This window comes from Hymenobacter sediminicola, from assembly GCF_014250515.1.
Taxonomy (GTDB): domain Bacteria; phylum Bacteroidota; class Bacteroidia; order Cytophagales; family Hymenobacteraceae; genus Hymenobacter; species Hymenobacter sediminicola.
This window is the reverse complement of the sequence record NZ_CP060202.1, coordinates 1,644,712-1,668,568: the sequence shown is the minus strand read 5'-3', so window position 1 is coordinate 1,668,568 and position 23,857 is coordinate 1,644,712. Positions and strand designations below refer to the sequence as shown.

Below are 23,857 nucleotides of genomic sequence, written 5' to 3'. Positions count from 1 at the left end.
CTATTCCATCTTATGGGTCTCCGCTGCGGTATCGTCGGCCTGCCAAACGTCGGCAAATCCACGCTTTTCAACGCTCTTTCTAATGCCAAGGCCGAATCGGCCAACTATCCGTTCTGCACCATCGAGCCGAACGTGGGCGTAATTACCGTGCCCGACGAGCGGCTTCAGATTCTGGAGGCGCTGGTGAACCCGAAGCGTGTGCTGCCTACTATTATTGAGTTCGTAGACATTGCCGGGCTGGTGAAAGGTGCCTCCAAAGGCGAAGGACTGGGCAACAAATTCCTGGCGAACATTCGGGAGGTAGATGCCATTATCCATGTGGTGCGCTGCTTCGACGACCCCAACATCGTGCACGTAGCCGGTGGGGTTGACCCGGTGTTCGACAAAGATGTAATTGATACCGAGCTGCAGATTAAAGATTTGGAGAGCGTCGACAAGAAGCTCATCAAGTCGGAGCGCGCAGCCAAAGGCGGCGACGCCGTGGCCAAGAAAGAAGTAGCAGCGCTGCAGAAGTTTAAGGCTGCCCTGGAAGACGGCCAGAACGCCCGTGCTGTGCAGGCTACGCCCGAGGAGCTGGAGGCCGTTGCGGATCTGCAGCTGCTCACCATCAAGCCCGTAATTTACGTGGCCAATGTGGACGAAGCCAGCATCACGAACGGCAATGCCCACACGGCAGCCCTGCAGGCTCACGTGGCCAAGGAAGGCGCCGAAGTAGTGCTGGTATCGGCTGCTATTGAGTCGCAGATTGCGGAGATGGAAGACCCCGAGGAAAAGGAAATGTTCCTGGGCGAATATGGCCTCACCGAATCCGGCCTGAACCGCCTGATCCGCGCTTCCTACTCCCTGCTGAACCTGATTACGTACTTCACGGCCGGCGTACAGGAAGTACGCGCCTGGACTATCCACCGCGGCGACAAAGCACCGGCCGCGGCTGGCGTCATCCACTCCGATTTTGAGAAAGGCTTTATCCGTGCCGAGGTAATTAAGCTGGCTGATTACCAGGAATACAAGACTGAGGTAAAGATTAAGGAAGCCGGCAAGATGGCCGTAGAAGGCAAAGAATATGTGGTGCAGGACGGCGACATCATGCACTTCCGCTTCAACGTCTAACTTCCTCCGTACCCATGGACGTAAAAGACAGCAACGGCAACCTGCTCGCAGAAGGCGACTCGGTGACGCTCATCAAGGATCTGAAAGTGAAGGGCTCTTCGCTCACGCTCAAACGTGGCACTGTGGTCAAGAACATCCGCCTCACCAACAGCCCCGCTGAAATTGAGGGTCGTGCTGGTGGCAGCACCATGGTACTCAAAACCGAGTTTCTGAAGAAAGCCTAGCCTTATTTCCTCGCCCACGCCATTCGCGTTCCGGCCGACCATAACAATTACTAAAAAAAGCCTCTCCGAAACTCGGAGAGGCTTTTTTTAGTAAGGAAGCTGCAACGTCTATTTACCGAGCTTGGCTTTCAGGTTGGTGTCCAACGCTTCCAGGAACTCCTCGGTGTAGAGGTAGTCGCGGCCGTGCTCCACTTTGTTGCCGTGGATGCAGACGGCAAGGTCCTTGGTCATCTTGCCGCTTTCCACAGTTTCGATGCACACCTGCTCCAGCTTGTGGCAGAAGTCAATCAACTCCTGGTTGTTATCGAGCTTGCCGCGGAACTCCAGGCCCCGGGTCCAGGCGAAGATGCTGGCAATGGGGTTGGTGGAGGTGGGCTTGCCTTTCTGATGGTCGCGGTAGTGGCGCGTTACGGTGCCGTGGGCGGCTTCAGCCTCCATCGTGCCACCGTCGGGCGTTACCAGCGTGGAGGTCATCAGGCCCAGCGAGCCGAAACCCTGGGCTACGGTGTCGGACTGTACGTCGCCGTCGTAGTTTTTGCAGGCCCACACGAAGTTGCCGTTCCATTTCAGGGCCGAGGCCACCATGTCGTCAATCAGACGGTGCTCGTAGGTGATGCCGGCAGCCTGGAACTTAGCCAGATAATCCTGCTCGTAGATTTCCTGGAAGATGTCCTTGAAGCGGCCATCGTACTTTTTCAGGATGGTGTTTTTGGTGCTCAAATACAGCGGCCAGCCTTTCATCAGGGCCTGGTTGAAGCAGGCGTGGGCGAAGCCGCGGATGGACTCGTCGGTGTTGTACATGGCCAGGGCCACGCCGTCGCTCTTGAAGTTATAGACTTCAAACGACTGCTCTTCGCCACCGTCTTCGGGGGTGAAGGTGATGGTAAGCTTGCCTTTGCCCTTGGTCACGAAGTCGGTGGCGCGATACTGGTCGCCGAAAGCGTGGCGGCCGATGCAGATGGGGGCCGTCCAGTTGGGCACGAGGCGCGGCACGTTGCTCATCACAATTGGCTCACGGAACACGGTGCCGTCCAGGATGTTGCGGATGGTGCCGTTCGGCGACTTCCACATCTGCTTGAGGTTGAACTCCTTTACCCGCTCCTCGTCGGGCGTGATGGTGGCGCACTTGATGCCCACGCCGTACTGCTTAATGGCATTGGCGGCGTCAATGGTTACCTGGTCGTTGGTTTCGTCGCGGTACTCAATACCCAGATCGTAGTACTTGATGTCCAGTTCCAGATACGGGGTAATCAGCTTATCCTTAATGAACTTCCAGATGATGCGCGTCATTTCGTCGCCATCAAGCTCAACTACGGGGTTGGCTACTTTGATTTTGGCCATTTCTACAGTGTTTAGGGTAGGTTTAGAGTAATTCGCTTGACGAAAGACGTGGCTGCCGGCACAGAATCAGCTGCCAACGCCTTTTGAAGAGGCACTTGCCGGCGCCAAATTAAGTGAGATTTGCTGCCCGGCCGCATGATGCTTGATGTGGCGCAGATATCCTTCTTGTTTTCAGCAGCCTACCTTCTTACAGGCAAGGTCACGGCGGTGCAAACCTACTAGGTGCAGTGCCAGGCCAGCATGCTACAGCCGGCAATGAAGAAATGGGGCTAGTTGCGAAGGATTATTTCACGACCAGAGTACCGCGCAACATGCTCATGCCACAGGTAAACTCAAACCGGCCGGCTTGCTGAGGCAGTAGTTCTACCAAGGTAGTTTTAAAGGCCGGCAGGTCGCGGCGAATCCGAAAATCCGGGATTAGCAGTTCCTCCGAGCAGGAGTTTTCTTCGTCGCGGTAGAAGCGTAGTTGCACGGGCTTTCCGCGTTCCACTTCAATTACGTCGGGTGAGTAGCCGCCCTTGACGGTAATGTCCACTTCCTGCAGGCCGCCAGAGGCCGAAACTGCGCTGGCCGTCCGCCGGGCCGAGAGAAAGAAGTACCACAATACGAAGGCTGCCAAGCCACTTCCACCCAGCGTAACCAGAATTTCAGCTGCATCCATGGTTTAAGCGGCTTGATGAGGGTGAAAAGCCCGTAGGCGCAACGAGTTGGTCAGGACGGATACTGAACTCAGAGCCATGGCTCCAGCGGCCAGCATGGGAGAAAGCAGCCACCCAAAAACGGGGTAGAGTAAGCCAGCCGCAATGGGTATGCCCAACGTGTTATAGATAAAGGCGAAAAACAGGTTTTGCCTAATGGTGCGGATGGTTTGCTTGCTCAGTTCGATGGCCGTTACCACGCCGTGCAGGTCAGAGCGCATCAGCGTGATGCCGGCTGCTTCCATAGCCACATCGGTACCAGCGCCAATAGCCAGACCAATATCTGCCTGCGCCAGAGCCGGAGCATCGTTGATACCGTCGCCGACCATAGCTACTGTACGCCCCTCGGCCTGCAGTTCTTTTACTTTGCCGGCCTTGTCCTGGGGTAACACCTCCGCGAAGTAGCGCGAGATACCCACCTGAGCGGCTACCTGCGCTGCGGTCTGCGGATTATCGCCAGTCATCATGACCACCTCAATGCCCATCGCCTGCAGCCGTTTGATAGCGGCAGCGGATGTATCACGGATAGTATCGGCCACGCCGACTACTCCCACGGCCTGCCCATCTATGGCAATATACAGCACCGTTTTGGCCCCGCGCAGCAGCATTCCGGCCTGAGTAGTCAGCTCCGGCGAAAGTGGTATGCCTGCCTCGCTGAGCAGGCGCTGGTTGCCGATGAGAACTGTCTGCCCCTCGACGGTGGCAGCGGCTCCTTTGCCTTCAATTGCCCGAAAACCGGAGGCTGACAGGTTGCTCACCTCTTGGGCATCGGCGTAGCGCACCACAGCCTCAGCCAGCGGGTGCTCACTCTGCCGCTCCATTGCCGCTACCACCTGCAACACACGCCGCGCATCCTGGTTGAGAATTACAAAATCCGTGACAGCCGGCTCACCGCGGGTGATGGTACCGGTTTTGTCAAGGAGCACTGTCGTGACTTGGTAGGCCTTTTCCAGCGCCTCAGCGCTACGAATCAGGACGCCGTGCTCCGCGCCTTTTCCGGTGCTGACCATAATGGCAGTTGGTGTGGCCAGGCCCAATGCGCAGGGGCAGGCAATGATGAGCACCGCCACAAAGTTGACCAAGGCCAGCGGCAGGCGGGTGGCTACCGGAGCCAGATCAAACCAGAGCACAAACGTGAGAATGGCAATAACCAAAACCGTAGGCACGAAGATGGCACTGACTTTATCGGCCAGCCGCTGGATGGGCGCACGGCTACCCTGAGCCTCTTCTACCAGCTTCACAATCTGAGCAAGCATCGTGTCCGTCCCTACTTTGGTGACGCGGAAACGGAAGGAACCAGTCTTGTTGAGCGTAGCACCAAATACCGGGTCGCCGGCGACTTTCTCTACGGGCAGGCTTTCGCCGGTGAGCATGGCCTCGTCTACGGCTGAGCGGCCCTCCTGCAGAATGCCGTCGGTAGCCACTTTCTCACCGGGGCGCACCACCACCAGGTCGCCTAACTGCACGTGCTCAATAAGCACATCCACTTCCTGCCCATCGGGCCGGACTACGCGGGCCGTTTTGGCCTGCAGCCCCATCAAGGCCTTAATAGCCGCTGAAGTCTGGGTTTTGGCCATCATTTCCAGCACTTTGCCCAGCAGAATCAGGGCAATAATGGTGGCGGTGGTATCATAGTATACTTCTGGCATCAGCCCACGGCTGGTAAAAAAGCCGGGCACAACGGTTGCGGCTAGGCTGTAGAGGAAGGCTGCGCCAGTTCCCACGGCAATCAGGGTATCCATGTTGGCTGCCCGATGTCGGAAGCCATTCCAGGCGGAGGTATAGAACTCGCGGCCGCTATAGAGCAGCACTGGCAGCGTAAGCAACAGTAGCCCGTAGTTCAGCCACTGCATGTTCACGTGCGCCAGCAGCGCCGGCCAGAGCATAAGCATACTCAGGGGCATAATGATGACGGCCAAGCCTGCCGCTACCCAAAATCGGCGCTTAAGCTTCTGATACGCCGCCGCTTTTTGCCGGTCTAGTTCGGCGCTGCGCTCAGCAGCACTGGTGTCGGGCGCGCGCTCAACCACCCCGTAGCCCGAGCTGACAACCGCCTCCCGGAGCGTAGCTGGTGTGGCCTGAGTGGGCAGGTAGTCAATAGTGGCCTTTTCGGTGGCGAAGTTGACCATGGCCCGCTGTACGCCCGGCGTACGGCTCAGCGCCTTCTCCACGAAAGAAGCGCAGGAAGCACAGGTCATGCCCTCAATGTCGAGGGTTTCGGTTTTAGTGACGGGTTCCATAAAAACAGAATACTACGAACGGATTCCCACGCGTTCCGCCTGGCGGCGAATACCAGGAATCCAGTACAAAGGAACATTCGCCCCTGCGCAAGGTTGGTATGAAATCCTGAGAAACACTTGCATAATTTGACTCATCGGAGGTTTATGGCCCGTGCTTTACCCCTGCTTTGGGCATCTGGCGGTTCAGGGTGACTACTACTCCGGCAGTAGGATAACCGGCTACTGCGGCATGACTTTGCCATGAACCCACCCGGTTTTGGAGCCTTTCCCAGGCACTTCCGGTTATCAGGTTGTAGGTTTATCCCTACTTGTATCCCAGCTGAAGCGGTATGTACTGCTCTTGCCCAGTTCTACCCTTCTTCTTATGAGCGCCTCCCTGAAGTTTACCAACGTTTCCCGCTCAACCTTTTTCGCCACTGTTCGCCAGCGAGTTGATATCTACTTTCAGAGTCAGCAACTCTCGCGCCACGCCAACGGGGCCATGTGGGCCAAAACGATTTTCTTCCTGACCAGCTTTGTGGGCCTGTATTGCCTGATTCTTTTCGGCTCGTTTGGTCCGTGGGCTTTGTTGGGATTGGCGGGGCTATTGGGGGCCTGCTGTGCTTTTATCGGCTTCAACGTTTGCCATGACGCCATGCATGGGGCTTTCTCGTCCAGCAAGCGTGTCAACAAGATATTCAGCTTGGTCTTCAATCTAATTGGAGCCAGCCCCTACGTGTGGACCATCACGCACAACATTGTGCACCACACCTACACTAACATTCCGGGCCACGACGAAGACATTGAGGTGGCGCCGGGCTTGGTTCGGCTTTCGGAGGAGGAGCCACTACGGCCGTGGCAACGCTACCAACACCTGTACGCATTTCCGCTCTACGGGCTGGCCTCGCTGTCGTGGGTGCTGCGCAAAGACTACCTCAAATTCTTTAAGGATAAGATTGGCCAGCACCCCACGCCCGCGCATCCACGCCGGGAAGTCATCAATCTGTTTGCTTACAAGGCACTTTATTACCTGCTCTTTATTGTGGTACCGTTGGTGGTGTTGGACATCACCTGGTGGCAGTTTGTGCTGGGCTTTCTGGGCATGCACTTCGTGGAGGGACTGGTGCTGGGGCTGGTGTTCCAGCTGGCCCACGTTGTGGAGGGCACGGCTTTTCCTTCGCCCGATGAAACAGGCGACCTGCAGGAAGCCTGGGCCGTGCACCAACTGCGCACAACGGCCAACTTTTCGCCGCAGAGCGCTGTGGCGGCCTTTTTGTGCGGCGGCCTGAACCGCCAGATCGAGCATCACCTTTTCCCTCGGGTCTGCCACGTCCATTATCCGGCTCTTTCGACAATCGTTCGGCAGACTGCTCACGAGTTTGGGCTGCCCTATCTGGAAAATCCAACTTTCACAGGCGCGTTGCATTCGCACTACCGCATGCTCTACAAGCTGGGCCGATAATTAGCTTACCTGCTCAACTGTAAACTCCTGTTCGTTCTTTTATTTTTGCTGAAGCTCCGTGGACTGTATGCGGAGCTTTGTCAATACACGTTATGAAACGTTTTTCACTTCTGTTATTGAGTTTATCACTGCTTGCCACTGCCTGCAAGAAGGACCCATCCAAGCCTGATCCGAGCCTGGAAGGCCGCTGGAACTCCCGTAGCACTACCGGGTACAACTACAACGCGGCTGGCCAGTTGCTCAGTCAGGATAGTATAGCCGATGTATCCTTTTACATGGTCATTACGCCAGATTCGCTGAACTACTACGACATCATGAATGGCAATTCCTGGGGCCGCCACAAGTACTCCCGGCAGGGCAATACCTTGCAATACAGTCGCGCCAAATGCACCATCACGAAGCTAAGCGAGCATACGCTCAGTCTGCGCTTCCAAGATGTTGACCGGGTGCCGAACACGCCTTACTCGGAATGGGAGGACAACTACTCCCGGTAGAGCGCCTGCAAGTCCCTCTCACTGATCCTGTGATTCAGGATCAGTGGGAGGGACTTGCACAATATTGTCGTCAATCTCTTATACTGGTCCTATTTTCCCAGTAATAAGTACTACTTTGTCAGCATCGTGTTCTTCATGCTGCTTAAAGCCGTGCTGCCTGTTGGCAGCGCAGCTTAGGTAACGCCCGGAACCACACCTTTTATAGTAGCCGAATCTTTTTCTTTCTCTTATGGCCCTGGAACTAACCAATGGGTTCGGCAATGTATACCTGACTATTGCCTACGATGCTGTGAACCACTGGCTGTATAACAACTGGATTGGGTATCAGACTCATAATGGCATACTTGCTGGCGCCGATGCCTGCCTGGGTCCACTACGGGAACACGCTTGCGCCTACTTGCTCAATGATAACCGCTTAGTCATTGGGCCGTGGGACCACGCCGTGGAATGGATTGTCAGTGACTGGGCACCGCGTGCCGCGCAACAAGGCCTGACCCATTTCGCTCACGTGGTCAGCCCGGAATCTATGGCGGCCCAGTCGGCGGATGCTATGCATTTGGGCCTGGGTGGGCGCCTGCAAATGCGCATGTTCGGCGACATCAACTCGGCGCAGGCTTGGCTGCGGGAGGCACGGCAACCTGTTCCGGCCTCCTAGCCTATCACTTCATCTCAGCAACCCACATCCCACAGGGTGTGGGAGTGTCAGGCTAAAAAGCTACAGTCATTACCCTGCACAGTAAGTATCAGGCCTTACCTTCGGACCTTGATACTTACCCGAATGAAGAACTCCTTTTTGGTCGTACTACTCCTTGCAGTAGGTTTACCGGCCACCGCCCAGACAGCTGCCCCGCTTACCGCCCGCCTCGATAAAGTCAGCCTGACGGTGACTCTGAACGCCGGCGGGCAGCCCGCCTACGCCGTGCAGTACGGGCCGAAATCCGTCATCAACCCTTCCCGGCTGGGCTTGGCTCTAGCCGATGGCAAGGGCTTCGATGGGCCGCTGGAAATCACCGGCTCCGAAACCAAGGATGTGGATGAAAGCTGGAACCCGGTGTGGGGCGAGGTAAAAACCATCCGCAACCACTACCGCCAGCTCACGGTGCACCTGCGCCAGCCCCAAGCCCCCGGCCGACGCCTCGACGTGGTATTCCGGGTGTTTGCCGATGGCGTGGGCTTCCGCTACGAGGTGCCCCAACAGCCCGGCCTGAGCTACTTCACGGTGCAGGACGAGCTGACTGAGTTCAACCTGCCCGCCAACCACAAGGCCTTCTGGATTCCCGGCGACTACGACTCCAACGAGTACACCTACACCACCTCCCGCCTGAGCGAGGTGAATACCACGCCTATCGAGGCCATTCAGCAGAAAGCCGCGCCCTACCGCATTCAGACGCCGCTGATGCTGAAGTCGGACGATGGGCTGTACGTGAACATTCACGAGGCGGCACTGGTGAACTACCCGGCTATGTTCTTGAACGTGGACACCAAAACTTACGGCCTGCGCAGTCAGCTGGTGCCCGGCGCTACCGGCGCGGCCGCCTACCTGCAAGCCCCCGAACACACGCCCTGGCGCACCATCGTGGTGTCGGACAAAGCCCCCGAGGTACTAGCCAGCAAGCTGATTCTGAACCTGAACGAGCCCACCAAGTTCCCGACCACCGACTGGATTAAGCCCCAGAAATTCGTGGGCGTGTGGTGGGAGATGCACGTGAACAAGGCCAGTTGGAACTACGCCGACACCAGCAACATCAAGCTGGCCGGCACCGACTGGAACCGCCTCAAGCCCAACGGCCGCCACGGCGCCAACACGGCCAACGTGAAGCGCTACATCGATTTTGCGGCCCAACACGGCTTACAAAGTGTGCTGGTGGAAGGCTGGAATGTGGGCTGGGAGGATTGGGCCAATAACTGGAAAGAGGAAGTATTCGACTTCGTGACGCCCTACCCCGATTTCAATGTGACGGAACTGCAGCAGTACGCCGCCGCCAAGGGCGTGCAATTGATGATGCACCACGAAACCTCCGGCTCCGTGACCAACTACGAGCGGCGCCAGCAGGAAGCTTACCGCTTCATGAAGGAGCACGGCTACGCGGCCGTGAAAACCGGCTACGTGGGCCGCATTATCCCGCGCGGGGAGCACCACGACGGCCAGTGGATGGTGAACCACTACAACCACACGGCCGCCTTGCTCGGCCAGAACCAGCTCATGGTGGATATGCATGAAGCCGTACGGCCCACGGGCTTGCACCGCACCTACCCCAACTGGCTGGCTTCGGAAGCGGCCCGGGGCAACGAGTTCAATGCCTGGAGCACCGGCAACCCGCCCGAGCACGAAACTATTCTGCCCTTCACCCGCCTCATGGGCGGCCCCATGGACTACACGCCCGGCATTTTCCAGATCAAACTGGAAAGCTGGAACCCCGCCCAGAACAAAGGTCGCCAGGTACACACCACGCTAGCCAAACAGCTGGCCCTCTACGTGACGCTCTACAGCCCCGTGCAAATGGCCGCCGACCTGCCCGAAGCTTACGAGCAGCACCTCAATGCCTTCCAGTTCATCAAGGACGTGGCCGTGGACTGGGATGATACTCGCGTGCTGCTGGCCGAGCCCGGCGAGTACATCACCACGGCCCGCAAGGCTAAGGGCCGCGAGGAGTGGTACGTGGGCAGCATCACCGACGAAAATCCGCGCCACCAGACTGTGAAGCTCGACTTCCTCACGCCCGGCCAGCAGTACGAAGCCACTATCTATGCTGATGGAAAGGGTGCCAGCTGGGATAAAAACCCAATGGCATACCAGATCCGCAAACAGAAAGTCAACAGCAAGTCCATCATCAAGCTACAGCTGGCAGCTGGAGGCGGTGCGGCCATCAGTATTAAGCCCGTTGGCCGGTAAGTGTGCCCTCTATTTTTTTGAGAGCCCACTACCTGAGAAGCGGGATTGAGGCTACAGCTTCGCTCAGCTGAGCGCTACTGCTAGGCGCATACCTTATTTTCGCACGCCAAACGTGTAGGTCGTCGTTGAGTGTAGGGTCTGGCCGGGCTTCAGGATGGTGGTCGGGAAGTTGGGCTGGTTAGGCGAATCGGGAAAGTGCTGGGTTTCTAGGCAGAAGCCCGCATGCTTGCCATATACCTGCCCATTTTTGCCGCGCAGTGTACCATCCAGAAAGTTGCCGGTATAGAACTGTACTCCGGGCTCGGTGGTGGCTACCTGCATGGTGCGGCCGGTAGTGGGCTCATACACGGTGGCAGCAGGCTGGCCAATTGACTTCCTAAGCAGCCAGTTGTGGTCGTAGCCGTTGGGCACCTGTCCTATCCGCTCACCTATGGTGTGTGGCGCAGTAAAGTCGAAAGGCGTGCCTTTGACAGGACGCAGCTCGCCGGTCGGAATCATGCCTGCGTCCACCACATTATAGCGGTCGGCGTCAATGGTTATTTCATGGGCTAGCACGTCCGGGCCAGCATTAAGGTTAAAGTATGTATGGTTGGTAAGGTTAACGGGCGTGGCCTTGTCAGTGGAGGCTGAGTAGTCGATTTGTAGGGCGTTATCAACGGTGAGAGTGTACACCACCTTTACGGTTAGGTTGCCGGGGTAGCCCTCCTCGCCGTCCTTGCTCAAATAAGTAAGCGTAAGCGTCTGGCCCACGGCGGAGGCACCAGGTACGGCCTGCCAGATTACCTTATCAAATCCTTTATTGCCACCGTGCAAGGTGTTTCCGTCATTGTTTTGGGCCAGCGTGTACTCCCGGCCATCGAGCGTGAACTTACCCTGGGCAATGCGGTTGGCGTAGCGTCCGATCAGGGCGCCAAAGTACGGTCCCGCCTTCCGATACGCAGGGCTTTGGTAGCCGCTTATCTCATCAAACCCCAGCACTACGTCACCTAGCTTACCATCCTTGTCGGGCACCACGAGGCTGGTGATAATACCACCATAATTGGTGATGCTCACTTTCATGCCGTGGGCATTGGTGAGGGTGTAGATCTGCACTGCAGCGCCGTCGGTGGTTTTGCCGAAAGCAGTGATAGTAGGAAGCGTGGCGGTGGTGGAAGTTTGCGTGGAGTCAGTCATAGGAGAGAAAGTGCCCGCCTGCTGTTGCGCAGGAGTTGAGTGGTTGCAGCTGCCAATGGCGAACAAGCCGGTCAGGACCAGCAAGGTCCTACAAAGCTGGGCGGAGCAGTTAGGCGGCAGCATTCGATACGGAATGGAAATGAAAAAACGCCTTCCACAACACTCCAGCACCAAGCCGGTGGCCTATACCTTGCTGCCGAAAGAGTAAGTAAAAGCATACGTAAGATAACGTTGAAATACGGCTTCTGGTAATGCTGCTACACGTCGGACCTGTTCGTTCATCCGGCGAATATTGCAAGTAGTGCTCAACTCCTGCCAGCTCAGTTCTGCGGTAGTGGGCCGGGCAGGAAACTACAGGGTGCCGCTTTCCAAGGTTCTGCCTAGGTTGAGTGCCGGTTAGAAATGCCCCTCGGCCACCTAACCACTCAGGCTATGCTATACTGTCCATGAGAATCCTCTTCCTGTTCCCACGACTAGCCTTCCGCTCTTTGGCTATTCTGTGCGCCTTGCTCCCGTTTTGCAGTTACGCCCAGCCGGCGCCGCAGACGCAGGTGCAGTACCTCTCGGGGCGCGACAACCACCCGACTGTGCAGTGGGACTTCTTCTGCACCGTCGGGCGCCAAAGCGGCTTCTGGACTAAAATTGCGGTGCCTTCGTGCTGGGAACAGATGGGTTTCGGGAGCTACAACTACGGCCGCGACTACAAAACCTACGGCAAAAACTTCCGCTTCGCCGACGAGCAGGGCCGCTACCGGCACTCGTTTCAGGTGCCCGCTGCCTGGCAGGATAAGCAGGTGTTTATTGTGTTTGAAGGCTCGATGACGGATACCGAGGTGAAAATTAACGGGCAGGCGGCGGGGCCGGTGCACCAGGGCGCATTCTATGAGTTCCGGCACGACATCACTGACAAGCTCCGCCCCAGCCAGTCCAACCTGCTGGAAGTGACGGTGAGCAAGATGTCGGCCGACAAATCGGTGAACAACGCCGAGCGGCTGGCCGACTACTGGGTGTTCGGCGGCATTTTCCGGCCGGTGTATCTGGCGGCGTACCCGAGGCAGTTTATTGCGCGCACCGCCATCAATGCCCAAGCTAGCGGCGCGTTCAGCATGAACGTATTCGTGCGCAATGCGCCGGCCGGGGCGCAGGTGCAGGCCGAAATTCTGGATGCGGCGGGCAAGGTGGTGGGCACGGCGCAGGCCGCCGCCAATCCGTCGGATACCGTCGTGACGGTGCGCACGCAGGTGCGGCAGCCACGGCGCTGGACCGCCGAAACGCCCCATCTGTACCGGGTGCGCACCAGCTTGCGGGCGGGCGGCACCACGCTGCATGAAACCACTAGCCGGTTTGGGTTTCGCACCATAGAGGTGCGGCGCGGGCAAGGCATTTTCGTGAACGGCACGCAGGTAAAGATGAAAGGCATCAACCGGCACAGTTGGTGGCCCGAAACTGGCCGCACGCTCAATGACTCCATCCAGCTGCTCGACGTGAAGCTGCTCAAGGAAATGAACCTGAACGCCGTGCGTATGGCTCACTACCCGCCCGACGCGAAGTTTCTGGACCTCTGCGATTCGCTGGGCCTCTATGTATTGGATGAGCTGGCCGGCTGGCAGAAAGCCTACAGCACCGCGGCCGGCGCCAAGCTGGTGCGCGAAATGGTACAGCGCGACGCCAACCACCCCAGCATCATCTTCTGGAGCAACGGTAACGAGGGCGGCACCAACAAGGAGCTCGACGACGATTTCGGCCGCTACGACCTCAGCAACCGGCCCGTCATCCATGCCCACCACCGTCCCGGCAACGCCCACAGCGGCATCGACGGCAACCACTACGAAAACTACTACAGCACCCGTCAACTCCTGGCCGACTCGCTGATTTACATGCCCACCGAGTTTCTGCACTGCCAGGACGACGGCGGCGGCGGCACCGGCCTGGCCGACTTCTGGGAGCTGCACTGGAACGCCAAACGCAGCGGCGGCGGCTTCCTGTGGGCGTTGCTGGACGAGGGCGTGGTGCGCACCGACCAGCGCAACATCATCGACGTAAACGGGGTGAATGCGCCCGACGGCGTAGTGGGCCCGCACCGTGAAAAGGAAGGCAGCTTCTACGCCATCCGGGAAATCTTTTCGCCTATCCGCATTGCGCTGCCGGAGTTGCCGACTAAGTTCAACGGCACGCTGCCGGTGGAAAACCGCTACCACTTCACTAACCTCAGCCAATGCTTTTTCCAGTGGGAGCTGGTGAACTTTCGCTCGCCCACCGACGCCTTTCCGGGCTCGATAACGCAGCAGAAAAGCCGCCTCAAAAGCCCCGACGTAAAGCCGTTGGGCACTGGGCGGCTGCAGCTGGGTTTGCCCAAAAACTGGCAGCAGTACGACGCGCTGGTGGTGTCGGCTTTTGATACGCAGAAGAACCTAGTGTACAAATGGACCTGGAAAACCGGCGGCAACGCCAAAGTCCTGGCCGGCTTGGTGGACCTGGCCGCACCCGGCGCGGTGGCCGTCACCGACACCGATTCGCTGCTGACGCTGAAGGCCGGCAATATCAGCGTGGGCTTCAGCAAAACCACCGGCCACCTCACCGGCATCAGGGGCAACAACGGCGACAAGCTTTCCTTCGGCAACGGCCCGGTGCTAGCCAGCGGCGCGTCTACCTTCTTGAGCCTGCAGCACCACTCCGAGCCCGACGGCGAAGTGGTGGAAGCGCGCTACGCCGGCGACCTGAAAACGATGCGCTGGAAAATGTACGCCTCGGGCTGGCTGCAGCTCACCTACGAGTACGCGCTGCCGCCCACCGACTATACCTTTGCCGGCCTGAGCTTCACTTACCCCGAAAACTACGTCATCGGGGCGAAGTGGCTGGGCAAGGGGCCGTACCGGGTCTGGAAAAACCGTTTGCAGGGCGTGGCCGACAACGTGTGGGAAAACGCCTACAACAACACTCAGACCGGCGCCGCGCCCTGGATTTACCCGGAATTCAAGGGCTATTTCGCCGACATTGCTTGGCTGGAAATGAACACAGTGGAAGGCAAGTTCCTGGTGGCCAGCCCCGAACCCGGCCTCTACGTGCGTCTGTTCGACTTCTACGGCCTCTCCGGTGTGCAGCCCTCCCCCGCCCTGCCCGTCGGAAACCTGTCGTTTCTCGACGCCATTCCGCCGCTGGGCACCAAGCTAGCCCTCAACATCGACGCCAACACCGCCAACCTGGGCCCGGCCAGCGAGCTGAACCACCAGCGCGGCGCCCGCCAGCGCACCCTATTCTTCTACTTCGGCCTCCCAAAAACCGACCGTCAGCCCCAGCCCTACACCGCCCCCGCCAAGGACGACCTGTTTTAGGGCAGGCGGAGAGTGGATATTGAATACTTTAAAACGTTATGCTGAGCTTGCCGTTTTGATTGACGCTCTGGCCTCCTCTCAGTTGGCCCTGGCCTACTTGCTCATTTCCATCTCCACGCCGGCCATGATGAACGGGCCCACGCCCTTGAAATCGTTCTGCTGGAGCGGTTCGGAGAGGTAGTACTCGTAGCTGCCGTCGCGGTAGGGGGAGCCGCCGAGGCCGCCCACGCTCACGGTGCCGTTGAGGGTCAGCAAACCGGTGGGCTCCTGCACTACAAACTGCCGCACAATGCCCTCGTAGCCTTTTTGGGCCACTTTGCGGTACTTCTTGTCGAGGTAGCCGAGGCGGCTGCCTTTGGCCAGGGCGTACACGAACATGCACGAAGCCGAGGTTTCGATGTAGTTGCCGGCGCGGCCCGCTTGGTCGGATACCTGCCACCAGCCGCCGGTTTTGGGGTCCTGGTAGCGGGCCAGCACCGGCGCGAGGCGCTGTAGGTACTGCACCAGCTTGGCGCGCTCGGGGTGGTCCTGGGGGAAGTAGTCGAGCACGTCCACGAGGGCCATGGCGTACCAGCCTATGCCGCGCCCCCAGAAGTTAGGCGAGAGGCCAGTGGTTTTGTTGGCCCAGCGCTGCTCCCGGCTTTCGTCGTAGCCGTGGTAGAGCAGGCCGGTTTTAGAATCCACGAGGTGCTTTTCCACCTGCGCGAACTGCAGCGCCACGTGGTCGAAATCGGCGGGTTGGTTGAACACCTTGGCGTATTCGGCTGCGAAGGGCTCGGCCATATACAGCCCATCCAGCCAGATCTGGTGCGGGTAGCGCTTTTTGTGCCAGTAGCCGCCCTCCTTGGTGCGGGGCTGCGCCTCCAGCTGCTGGTGCAGACGCTGGGCGGCGAGGCGGTATTTCTCCGGCGCCAGCCCGGGCTGCTGGCTGAGCGTGAGCAAGGCGCGGCCGGTGTTAATGTTGTCGAGGTTGAAGTCGTCGTACTTGTAGCGCTGGATGGTGCCGTCGGGCCCGATGGAGTAGTCCAGAATCCGCACCATATAGTCCAGGTATTTCCGCTCGCCGGTTTGCTGCCACACCCGCTCGATGGCCTTGAGCATCAGCCCCTGCTCGTAGCCCCAGCGGGCCACCTTGTTGTCGGCCAATCCCAGCGAGTCGGGGTAGCGGCGCATGAAGGAGTCGGCCATCTGGCGGGCCAGCGGCGCCGAGGCTTTAGGCTTGTGCTGGGCCGGGGCCGCGGTGGCCATCAAGAGGACCAGCAGAACAAACAGGCGAAAAATCATAGGACAGGGATAGAGAGGGAGAACCAGGCAGTAGGACAGCCGGACAGATGCGACTTACTTTTTCGACACCGTGACAACCTTTTTCGTCACCTTTTCGCCCAGTTCCAGCGGCTGCCTGGCCTGGGCGGGGTCGGTGTTGAGCAGGCGCACATTTTTGGCCTTTTCAGCGCCCGACACGCGCAGCAGCGTGGCCGTGCCGGCCGGGTACTTGATGCCGTTGAGGGTGATATTGCGGCTGTTGTGCACTTCCATTACCGGGTCGGTGCTGGTGGGCAGCAGCGTCACGTTTTTCAGCTGGATGTTGTCGGCCTCGATGCACACGAGGCCCTTTTCGGCTTGCAGCACAGCATTTTCGATGCTGATGTCCTTGATGGCCATTTCGGGCAGGCCGCGCACCAGGATGGCGGTTTTGGCGCCGTTGCAGGTGATGTTGCGGATGGCAATCTTGCGGAACTGTGGCGTGCTCTCGTCCACGGGCTTGGCCGGCGACACGGGCCGCTCCTTGGAGCCCGCCACCTGCGGCGACGGGTCCCGGATCATGTAGTACATGTCGAACAGGATGGCCTCGCCACCGATGTCCTTCATGTCCACGTTCTCAATAAAGATGTTCTCCACCACGCCTCCCCGGCCGCGCGTGGTCTTGAACCGGATACCAATGTCAGTGCCGACGAAGGTGAGGTTCTGGGCGTAGATGTTGCGCGCCCCGCCCGACATTTCGGAGCCGATGACGAAGCCGCCGTGCGCCCGGTACACGGTGCAGTTGCGAATCAGTACGTTTTCGGTGGGCATGGCCCGCGCCCGGCCCTGCTCGTTGCGGCCGCTCTTGATGCAGATGGCGTCGTCGCCCACGTCGAAGGTGCAGTTCTCTACGAGGGCGCGGTTGATGGATTCCAGGTCCAGGGCGTCGGTGTTGGGGGTGTAGGGGCCGTTGCGCACGGTCAGGTTGCGCACGGTCACGTCCTGGCTGCGCATGGGGTGCACCGTCCAGGCCGGCGAGTTCTGCAACGTCACGCCTTCCAGCAGCAGCCGTTTGCAGTTATCGAGCACCAGGAAATCGGGCCGCAGGTAGTCTTTCAGGTCCGCGAAATCCTGCACGTTCTGCTTCTCAGGAGTCAGCACGCCGGCTTCCTTCACGGTCGTGCCCTTCAGGCTTTGCGCCGACGGATACCAACGGTCCTGCTTTTCATTCAGGTAGCCACCCGAAGCCACCAGCTGCTTCCACTCGCCTTCGGGCGTGCGGCCCTTCTGTACCATCCACCACGCCTCGCCGGCCCCGTCGAGGATGCCGTGGCCGGTGATGGCCACGTTTTCCAGGTTTTGGCCGTAGATGAGCGGCTGGTTGCGCACGGCGTCGAGGCCCTCCCAGTTGGTTTTGATGAGTTGGTAGTCGGCGAGCTGGTTGCTGAACTGCACGAAGGCGCCCGCCGCCAGGTGCAGGTTCACATTGGAGCGCATTGTCAGGGGGCCGGTGCGCCAGTGGCCGCGCGGCACCAGCACCACGCCACCGCCCTTGCGGCTGCAGGCATCAATGGCGTCGGTGAAGGCCTTGGTATTAGCGGTCAGGCCATCGGCCACGGCCCCGAACTGGGTGATGCGCACGGTGTCCCGGGGGAAGCTGGTGGCCTTCACTGGCGGCAGATTCGGCACGAAAGACTGGGCATAGGCGCCGGAAAAATTCAGCAATGCGACAGGCAATAGGTATTTCAGCATGAGAAGCAACGTATGTTGATCTGGGTAGCTGGTCCCGACTCTCTGCGCCAGGAACCAGCCTGTTAGGTTCTATTCTTCGGGTTCTGTTACGGCATCTTGCTCAGGCCCTCCCACTTCACCTGCCAGCCTTTTGGGATGCCGGGGTTGGCGGATGGCGCGCCGTCGTAGCCGGCGCACATGAGGGCCACGGCGGCCAGCAGGCCCCCGTTGCCGGGCAGGTACACGGGCAGCCGGCCTTCCTGGTAGTTGTGGCCGTTGGGCAGGTAGGTGTTGGTGCGCACGGGCATCAGCAGGGCGTCCACGGCTTTATCGGGCAGGCCCAGGCGGGTGGCCGTCATGGAGGTCATCGGGAAGTCCCAGCCCCAGGTTTTGTCCCAGCTCCAGCCTTTCCACACCAGATCAAACGTGCGGCGCATGGTGGCCGCATCCTGCTGGCCGGTGGCGGGCATCACGCCCAGCGCCGCCAGCACCGAGGGGTGGTCGGTTTTGAATTCGGGGTTGGTGTAGGAATCGGGAGCCGACTCGGCGGCCAGGTACACGCCGCCGGCCTGCGGCAGCTTGGAGAGCTTGGCCAGCACATCATCATACTTGGCGCTGCGGGGTAAGCCCTGGCGAGTGCGCCACTGCTGGGCGGTGGTCAGGGCCCAGTGCCAGTACACGAGCTCGAAGGTGGGGTTGAAGGTCTGCTCGGCCTTGAACCGCTCCTGCGCCGGAATCACGCCCGGCCCCAGGATGTAGCGGCCTTTGTCCTTTTCATAAAACGGGAAGGACGCCATGAAGTCGGCGGTGGCGGCCACCCGGTCCTGGTACAAGGCCAGCGTGGCCTTGTCGGGGTGGGCGCGGTAGGCTTCCTCGGCGAAGTAGATCATGTGGGGCTGCTGCCAGATCAGGAACGCGCCCACCGACGACGGCCCTTCCTGGCCCCAGGGGTCGGTCATTTTCTGCCAGCGCACACCCTCGTAGCCCTGGCGCTGGGCAATCTTGCGAGCCTCAGCGCGCACATCGGGGCGAGCATACCAGGTGAGGCTTTTTTCCAGCAGCGGCGAGCGGCCCCACAGCGCAAAGTGCGCCGAGTGCCACCAGTGCATTTCGAGGTGTGGCCGGCCGTACCAGCTGTTGGTAAGCAGGCCGGTTTCCTGTGGCGGCTGCGAGCCGGCGTTGTAGAGCTTGGTGAGGTACTGCGAAAGCACCACGCGGCGCTCCAGCTCCTTAGCGCGGGGGTCAGTGGTACCGCCGAAGTCCACGGCGCCGCCGCTTTTCCAGAACGAAGCCCACTGCTGCTGGCTGTTGAGGCGGGTGGCCGCGAAAGTCGGCACCGCGCCCCGGGGCCGAGCCGAAAACCGGGCGCTGACTTCCAGTACCTTGTCTTTCTTGCCAGGTGTCAGCACGTATTCGTGGGGCTTGCCGGCGGCCAGCGTGGCCCCCTGCGCCCAGTTCAGGGCCACGTAGTAGGTGGTAGAGTCCAGCTGATGCGATACGAGCGCGCCGGTCTTGGTCTGGCCACTGATGGCCGATTTGTGCTGGTCGGCGTGAGAGTAGTCGGTGCCCATGTCGGCCCAGCCGGCGGTAGGCCACGGCAGCCGCAGCAGCACTCGCAAGCGGCCCGCTTTCAGCAGCTCCGACTCCACGCGCGCGGCCACCACGTCCTGCTGCTGGTGGCCCACTGTCAGCACATCCACGGCGGTGCCTTCCAGGGTGAAGTGGCTTTTGATTTCGCCGGTCCAGGGGTTGAGTTCCTGCTGGATGTCGCGCAGATCCTGGATGGTGGCAGGCTGGCCGTTGCGCTTGGTGAGTACGAAGCCGAGGTTGCCCAGTTGCAGCCGGTGCGGGTTGGCACGCAGGTAGTCCACGGCGTCCTTGTTGGCGGGTTCCTTGCGCTGCACCGCGTAGCTGATCTTGCGCCCGTTCAGGTCGTAGTCGCGCAAGCTCTGCTCGAACTTGTAGCCCTGGGGATTAGGAAAGCTGTGCCAGCCCCACTCCGACTGGGTGCCCAGCGGCACACCCTTCTCGTAGTGCGCCGGAAATGTCTGCAGGCCCGTGACGTCCACGGTGTAAGCAAAGGCCCCGTTGCCCACCGACAGCGACGACAGCGAATCGGTGGAAGTCAGGCGCACCTTGTGGCGCTCCACCACCGCCTGGCGGTTGATGGGCGCGCCCGACTGTGCCGCCAGCGGCAGCGCCCCAGTTAGCAGTAAACTCAAGGAAAGGAATCGAGGAAAGGAAAGCATAGAAGTGATTCTGGCTTTAGAAGGACGGTGTAGAGACGCACTAGCTGGCGTCTCGGCATTGCGAATGTTGGTAGCCTTACCAGCCCAGGCAGCGCGGGTGCGCAGACGCTAAGCGCCGCGTTTTGCCAGCGGGCGACTGGCCGCTCACTGGCGCACCAGCGTCACGCTGAGGAGCCCAATGACCACGTCGTTGGCCAGGGACTGCACGGTAAGGCTTTTGAGTTTCTTCTTGGGATTGAGTGGCATGTCGAGGACGGTGGCGGCCCCGCCCGCAATGGCGCGGGTGCTGAAACCCTTGATGCTGGAGTAGCTCTCCGGCGCCTCCCGGCTCAGCTGCCCCGACTGCAGATACAGCCGGTACGGCCGCGGCGCGCCGGTGCTGAAGGCAAACCCGTCGTCCAGCAAATCCTGCTCGATGGGCCACCAGTTGGTGGGGTTGCGCAAGGCCAGCGTGTCGGCCGTACCGTCGGTGTACTGCACCACGATGGCGCCGTTATCGAGCTGGCTTTGCATAGGATTCGTGGAGCCGGCCATCAGTAAGTAGGCATGACGCGCCTTGCCCTTGAGCGGCACGGTGGCGGCGTCAGGGTAGTTGTCCCAGCGCGACACGAACAGCACATTGGGGGCTGCGGCCGCGCCGGGCGTGCGGAAGGGCGCGCCCCAGGGCGTCTGGATTTCGTTGGCGGAGCCCGCCGCTTGGCGCAAACCTGCGTCGTTGATGTCGGCTTGGATGAGCGGGTAGCACCAGTTGCCGATGCCCTGCGTGGGTAGCTGCAAGGTAGGGCCAGCCGGCCGGGGCGTGAGGTACTTGTTGGGCTGGAAGATGTTGGTCAGCTTGTCGTTGAAGTAGGCCGTGAGGTCCACGGTTTCGCTTTTGATGACCGGAGACGCGGCAACTGCAGCGGCCGGAGCAGCGGCCTGCACTTCTATGTGCAATGGTGCCCACCACGTCAGGTCGCCTTGCCGGAGTTGCACGAAGGCCGTGCGGCTGCCGGGCAAGCCGGCCACCTGCGCCGTGAGGGCCGAGCCCACCGCTGCCGCCTGGAGCAACACCTGCTGCGGGTCGGCCAGTTGTTGGATGGTGGCGTGCGGAAACGTCAGGGCCAGCGGCGCGCCGGGCACGTAGCGGGCAGCCGGCGCGGCCACGTCCGGCGCGTCGCCCTGCCACCGGATTTCCACCACGTATTTCGCTTGCGGGGCGCTGCTTATTTCGATGGTCGGCGTACCTACCGCTGCGGCCAGGTTCTTCCATTGCGCCGGCTGCCCGTTCACTGTCACGGACTGCACCCGCACGGCGCGGGCCGGCACCTGCAGCCGGAGCTGCAACGGCTGGGCGAAGCGCGGAGTAAGCGTATAGGTGTCCTGCTGACCAGTGCGGCGGAAGTCGAACGCAACATCGGGCGTAGTCAGGGCGGCGGTGGGCCAGGCGGCGGGCAGCCCCGGCCGCACCGTCAGCACGCCGGCCAGCGCATCGGGCTGAATGCCGAACAGGCCCTCGACCAGACTGCGCGCCGCCATGCCGATGGGGTCGGCAAAGTCGCGGTACAGCTCGCCGCGGTGGGCATCGTAGAACGACACCTGCTGGAAGTTGCCAGGGCTGCTGCCCAGGTACATGCTTTCCAGCAAAGCGCTTTTCCAGAGCTTAAAGGCCTCTTCGGCCCGACCCGCCTGCCAGTTGGCCAGCGTGGTGTGCAGCACCTCGGCCAGCGCCACGTTGTTGATGGACCAGTCGTAGGGCTGCCAGTTGGTGGTCGAAAGCAGGTAGTAGCCGTCATCGGGCAGGCCAGCGGCGCGCACCGGAATGTGCGGAATCTCGCTATCCACGTAGCGCAGCGCCTGGTAGGCCTGGAACGGGTCGGCCACTTCCGAGTCGAGGGCGTGGTAGATGGTCCAGAGGCCGGCGGCGGGATGGCGCTGCTTGAGGCCCAAAGCATCCTGGTATTCAGCGTACCAGCCTTGCGCCGGCAACCACAGTTGGGCATTCAGCGCCGCCTTTATCTTAGTTGCTTCCTGCTGATACGGGGCGGGGTTCTCCCCTATTTTGGCAGCCAGCTCGGCGGCCACGCGGTTTGCCCAGTAGTTGTAGGCGGAAGTGTGCGTGACGGCCCCGCCGCTGTACTGCAGCGCGTCGGAGGCCCAGATGGCGGCGTAGGCGTCGTAGAGGCCGTCGTTGTTGGTATCGAAATTGCGCTTTTCCCAGGCCAAGTGGCGGGTCAGCACGGGCCACAGCTCGCGGGCCAGCGCCAGGTCGCCGGTCCAGCGGAAGTGGCGCAGCAGCTGGTCGATGTAGCCCAGGTTCATGTCGTAGTGATGGGGCCGGAAGTCGCCGCCGGGGTTACGGCTGATGTAGCCGCTGCTATAGACACTGGTACCCAGCTTCTCCTGCGAGCGGGCTAGGTTCAGTGCCGTGTCCATGGCCAGCACGCCCACAGCGGGGCTGGTCAGCTGCGACTGGGCGTAGGCGCGGAAGTGCGTGCGGGCCCGGTCGTGCCAGCCCAGGGCGTCGGCGGCGTAGGGGCCGCGCCAGCCGTTGAGGCGCATACGCCAGGCTACCGAGCCGTGCAGATACGTGGGAGATTCCCAGATGGCATCGGCAGCCACGCCCAGCGCCCCACCCAGCGTATTGATATACGGGTCGGGTGTGGTTACCTGAATGCGGCCGGCCAACACCTGCCGGACAGCTTCGGCTTTCGCCCAAGCAGCCGGCAGGTCGGCAGTGCGCAACGCGGCGCCACTGCCGGGTGTTTGCACCGCGAAGTACAGCGTCTCTCCTGCTTTGGCCTTCATGGTGCCGGCCAGGGCAGGCGTGGCAGAGGCTCCTGAAGACCACAACTGCTGCGGCGACTCCTGCTGCGTGGCATCGGCAACGTGCATCTCGGACGTTGCCGGCACCACGCCCAGCAGGGTTTTGCGCTCAGCTTTGGGAGCAGGCTCTCCAGGTTTGGCTTTGCCAGGCAGGCCATATTCCAGTGCGAAGCTGTTGTTTTTCAACGCAAACGTGTTGCCCTGGCAGTATTCCGGCTTGAGATAGAAGCTGGACTCGGGGTCGGCCCCAATGTCGCCGTCGCGGCTGAACTTGCGTCCCGTGACGCCGCCAAACGCCCACAGCAACCGCACGCGGCCGATCGGCACATCCTCAAACTGCGCCTTCACCAGCACGCCTTCGGCGTCGGCCATGGCCAGCACTTCCAGTTGGAGCGTGCCGCCGCCCAGCAGCGGGTCCTGGATGCGGTAGCGCATGGCGCCGGGCCGGTAGCGCGCCTCGATGTTGTCGGCCTTGATCAGCCACTTGCTTTGCCCGCCGGCAAGCAGCCCGAACTTCAGATTGCCGCCCATGCCGGGCAGATACAGCGCAAACTCCGGCAGGTCGCCGGTTTCCACACGGAAGGCGGTGTTGGTGCCATACAAGGCCCGCGTGAAGCGCTTGTTGCCGTTCTGAATCACGAAGTCCGTACCGTCGGGGCGGTAGCGCAGAGTGCGGGCCTCGTTGTGCCAAAGCGGCGCGGCGGGTGCCTGGGCCTGGGCGGGTTCAGGGCTCAGGAAGCCAGCCACCACGCCGCCGAGCAGCAGGCCCCGACGGACGCACCGCATAACAGCAGAAAAAGACGAAGCAGATGGAATCATGCAGGGCACAGTAACAGATTCGGCCTGAACCCCTCCGCAACCGTGCGAAAGTGCCCAGGCCGAAG

The 23,857-nt window shown here is 60.6% G+C and carries 15 protein-coding genes; 7 read left to right on the top strand and 8 right to left on the bottom strand.

All coding sequences use genetic code 11. The features are described 5' to 3' along the window. The first annotated feature begins 12 nt into the window (after positions 1–12). A complete protein-coding gene (gene ychF, locus H4317_RS07070) occupies positions 13–1,110 on the top strand; it encodes a redox-regulated ATPase YchF (protein ID WP_185889422.1) in 1,098 nt (365 codons plus the stop codon). Between the two features lie 14 nt (positions 1,111–1,124). Further along, positions 1,125–1,334 (top strand): zinc ribbon domain-containing protein YjdM, encoded by a 210-nt coding sequence (locus H4317_RS07065; protein ID WP_019947089.1) that lies wholly within the window; start codon positions 1,125–1,127, stop codon positions 1,332–1,334. A 108-nt stretch (positions 1,335–1,442) separates the two neighbouring features. Here H4317_RS07065 and H4317_RS07060 read toward each other — a convergent pair whose 3' ends face one another. The 3 genes from H4317_RS07060 to H4317_RS07050 form a co-directional block, all read right to left on the bottom strand. After that, the gene (locus tag H4317_RS07060) at positions 1,443–2,675 is read right to left on the bottom strand and encodes an isocitrate dehydrogenase (NADP(+)) (RefSeq protein WP_185889421.1); all 1,233 of its coding nucleotides are present in this window, start codon (positions 2,673–2,675) and stop codon (positions 1,443–1,445) included. A 283-nt stretch (positions 2,676–2,958) separates the two neighbouring features. Beyond that, positions 2,959–3,336: a cupredoxin domain-containing protein gene (locus H4317_RS07055; protein ID WP_185889420.1), complete on the bottom strand. Its 378-nt coding sequence runs from the start codon at positions 3,334–3,336 to the stop codon at positions 2,959–2,961. A gap of 3 nt (positions 3,337–3,339) precedes the next feature. Continuing rightward, entirely contained in the window at positions 3,340–5,613 is a 2,274-nt protein-coding gene (locus tag H4317_RS07050) for a heavy metal translocating P-type ATPase (protein ID WP_185889419.1), read from the bottom strand. Between the two features lie 364 nt (positions 5,614–5,977). Between H4317_RS07050 and H4317_RS07045 the strand changes: the two genes are divergently transcribed. From H4317_RS07045 to H4317_RS07030, 4 genes are all read left to right on the top strand, one after another. After that, positions 5,978–7,054 (top strand): fatty acid desaturase family protein, encoded by a 1,077-nt coding sequence (locus tag H4317_RS07045; RefSeq protein ID WP_185889418.1) that lies wholly within the window; start codon positions 5,978–5,980, stop codon positions 7,052–7,054. Between the two features lie 92 nt (positions 7,055–7,146). Beyond that, positions 7,147–7,548, top strand: coding sequence for a hypothetical protein (locus H4317_RS07040; RefSeq protein ID WP_185889417.1), 402 nt, complete (start codon positions 7,147–7,149; stop codon positions 7,546–7,548). Positions 7,549–7,777: 229 nt separating this feature from the next. Continuing rightward, on the top strand, positions 7,778–8,203 hold the full coding sequence (locus H4317_RS07035; RefSeq protein WP_185889416.1) for an STAS/SEC14 domain-containing protein: 426 nt from the start codon (positions 7,778–7,780) through the stop codon (positions 8,201–8,203). Positions 8,204–8,326: 123 nt separating this feature from the next. Next, a complete protein-coding gene (locus tag H4317_RS07030; RefSeq protein WP_185889415.1) occupies positions 8,327–10,441 on the top strand; it encodes a glycoside hydrolase family 97 protein in 2,115 nt (704 codons plus the stop codon). 93 nt (positions 10,442–10,534) lie between these two features. On the opposite strand, the gene H4317_RS07025 is transcribed toward H4317_RS07030, so the two are convergent. Further along, on the bottom strand, positions 10,535–11,614 hold the full coding sequence (locus H4317_RS07025) for an aldose epimerase family protein (protein ID WP_221899187.1): 1,080 nt from the start codon (positions 11,612–11,614) through the stop codon (positions 10,535–10,537). A 446-nt stretch (positions 11,615–12,060) separates the two neighbouring features. Here H4317_RS07025 and H4317_RS07020 point away from each other — a divergent pair, with 446 nt between their 5' ends. Beyond that, the gene (locus H4317_RS07020) at positions 12,061–14,946 is read left to right on the top strand and encodes a glycoside hydrolase family 2 protein (protein ID WP_185889413.1); all 2,886 of its coding nucleotides are present in this window, start codon (positions 12,061–12,063) and stop codon (positions 14,944–14,946) included. A 93-nt stretch (positions 14,947–15,039) separates the two neighbouring features. Here the strand turns inward: H4317_RS07020 and H4317_RS07015 are convergent, their stop codons facing one another. The 4 genes from H4317_RS07015 to H4317_RS07000 all read right to left on the bottom strand — a co-directional run bounded on the left by H4317_RS07015 (position 15,040) and on the right by H4317_RS07000 (position 23,759). Then, positions 15,040–16,230, bottom strand: coding sequence for a glycoside hydrolase family 88/105 protein (locus H4317_RS07015; RefSeq protein WP_349772192.1), 1,191 nt, complete (start codon positions 16,228–16,230; stop codon positions 15,040–15,042). A 54-nt stretch (positions 16,231–16,284) separates the two neighbouring features. Continuing rightward, positions 16,285–17,940 carry a glycoside hydrolase family 28 protein gene (locus H4317_RS07010; protein ID WP_185889412.1) on the bottom strand — a complete coding sequence of 552 codons (1,656 nt, stop codon included), beginning with the start codon at positions 17,938–17,940 and terminating at the stop codon, positions 16,285–16,287. Positions 17,941–18,026: 86 nt separating this feature from the next. Beyond that, positions 18,027–20,141, bottom strand: a complete 2,115-nt coding sequence (locus H4317_RS07005) for a hypothetical protein (RefSeq protein ID WP_260625851.1) — start codon at positions 20,139–20,141, stop codon at positions 18,027–18,029. A gap of 171 nt (positions 20,142–20,312) precedes the next feature. Continuing rightward, positions 20,313–23,759 (bottom strand): DUF4450 domain-containing protein, encoded by a 3,447-nt coding sequence (locus H4317_RS07000; protein ID WP_185889410.1) that lies wholly within the window; start codon positions 23,757–23,759, stop codon positions 20,313–20,315. Positions 23,760–23,857: the final 98 nt, after the last annotated feature.

Excerpts from the sequence above, each read along its gene's own strand:
- ychF (WP_185889422.1), top strand. The coding sequence starts at position 13 with ATGGGTCTCCGCTGCGGTATCGTCGGCCTGCCAAACGTCGGCAAATCC.
- H4317_RS07065 (WP_019947089.1), top strand. The coding sequence starts at position 1,125 with ATGGACGTAAAAGACAGCAACGGCAACCTGCTCGCAGAAGGCGACTCG.
- H4317_RS07060 (WP_185889421.1), bottom strand. The coding sequence starts at position 2,675 with ATGGCCAAAATCAAAGTAGCCAACCCCGTAGTTGAGCTTGATGGCGAC.
- H4317_RS07055 (WP_185889420.1), bottom strand. The coding sequence starts at position 3,336 with ATGGATGCAGCTGAAATTCTGGTTACGCTGGGTGGAAGTGGCTTGGCA.
- H4317_RS07050 (WP_185889419.1), bottom strand. The coding sequence starts at position 5,613 with ATGGAACCCGTCACTAAAACCGAAACCCTCGACATTGAGGGCATGACC.
- H4317_RS07045 (WP_185889418.1), top strand. The coding sequence starts at position 5,978 with ATGAGCGCCTCCCTGAAGTTTACCAACGTTTCCCGCTCAACCTTTTTC.
- H4317_RS07040 (WP_185889417.1), top strand. The coding sequence starts at position 7,147 with ATGAAACGTTTTTCACTTCTGTTATTGAGTTTATCACTGCTTGCCACT.
- H4317_RS07035 (WP_185889416.1), top strand. The coding sequence starts at position 7,778 with ATGGCCCTGGAACTAACCAATGGGTTCGGCAATGTATACCTGACTATT.
- H4317_RS07030 (WP_185889415.1), top strand. The coding sequence starts at position 8,327 with ATGAAGAACTCCTTTTTGGTCGTACTACTCCTTGCAGTAGGTTTACCG.
- H4317_RS07025 (WP_221899187.1), bottom strand. The coding sequence starts at position 11,614 with ATGACTGACTCCACGCAAACTTCCACCACCGCCACGCTTCCTACTATC.
- H4317_RS07020 (WP_185889413.1), top strand. The coding sequence starts at position 12,061 with ATGAGAATCCTCTTCCTGTTCCCACGACTAGCCTTCCGCTCTTTGGCT.
- H4317_RS07015 (WP_349772192.1), bottom strand. The coding sequence starts at position 16,230 with ATGATTTTTCGCCTGTTTGTTCTGCTGGTCCTCTTGATGGCCACCGCG.
- H4317_RS07010 (WP_185889412.1), bottom strand. The coding sequence starts at position 17,940 with ATGCTGAAATACCTATTGCCTGTCGCATTGCTGAATTTTTCCGGCGCC.
- H4317_RS07000 (WP_185889410.1), bottom strand. The coding sequence starts at position 23,759 with ATGCGGTGCGTCCGTCGGGGCCTGCTGCTCGGCGGCGTGGTGGCTGGC.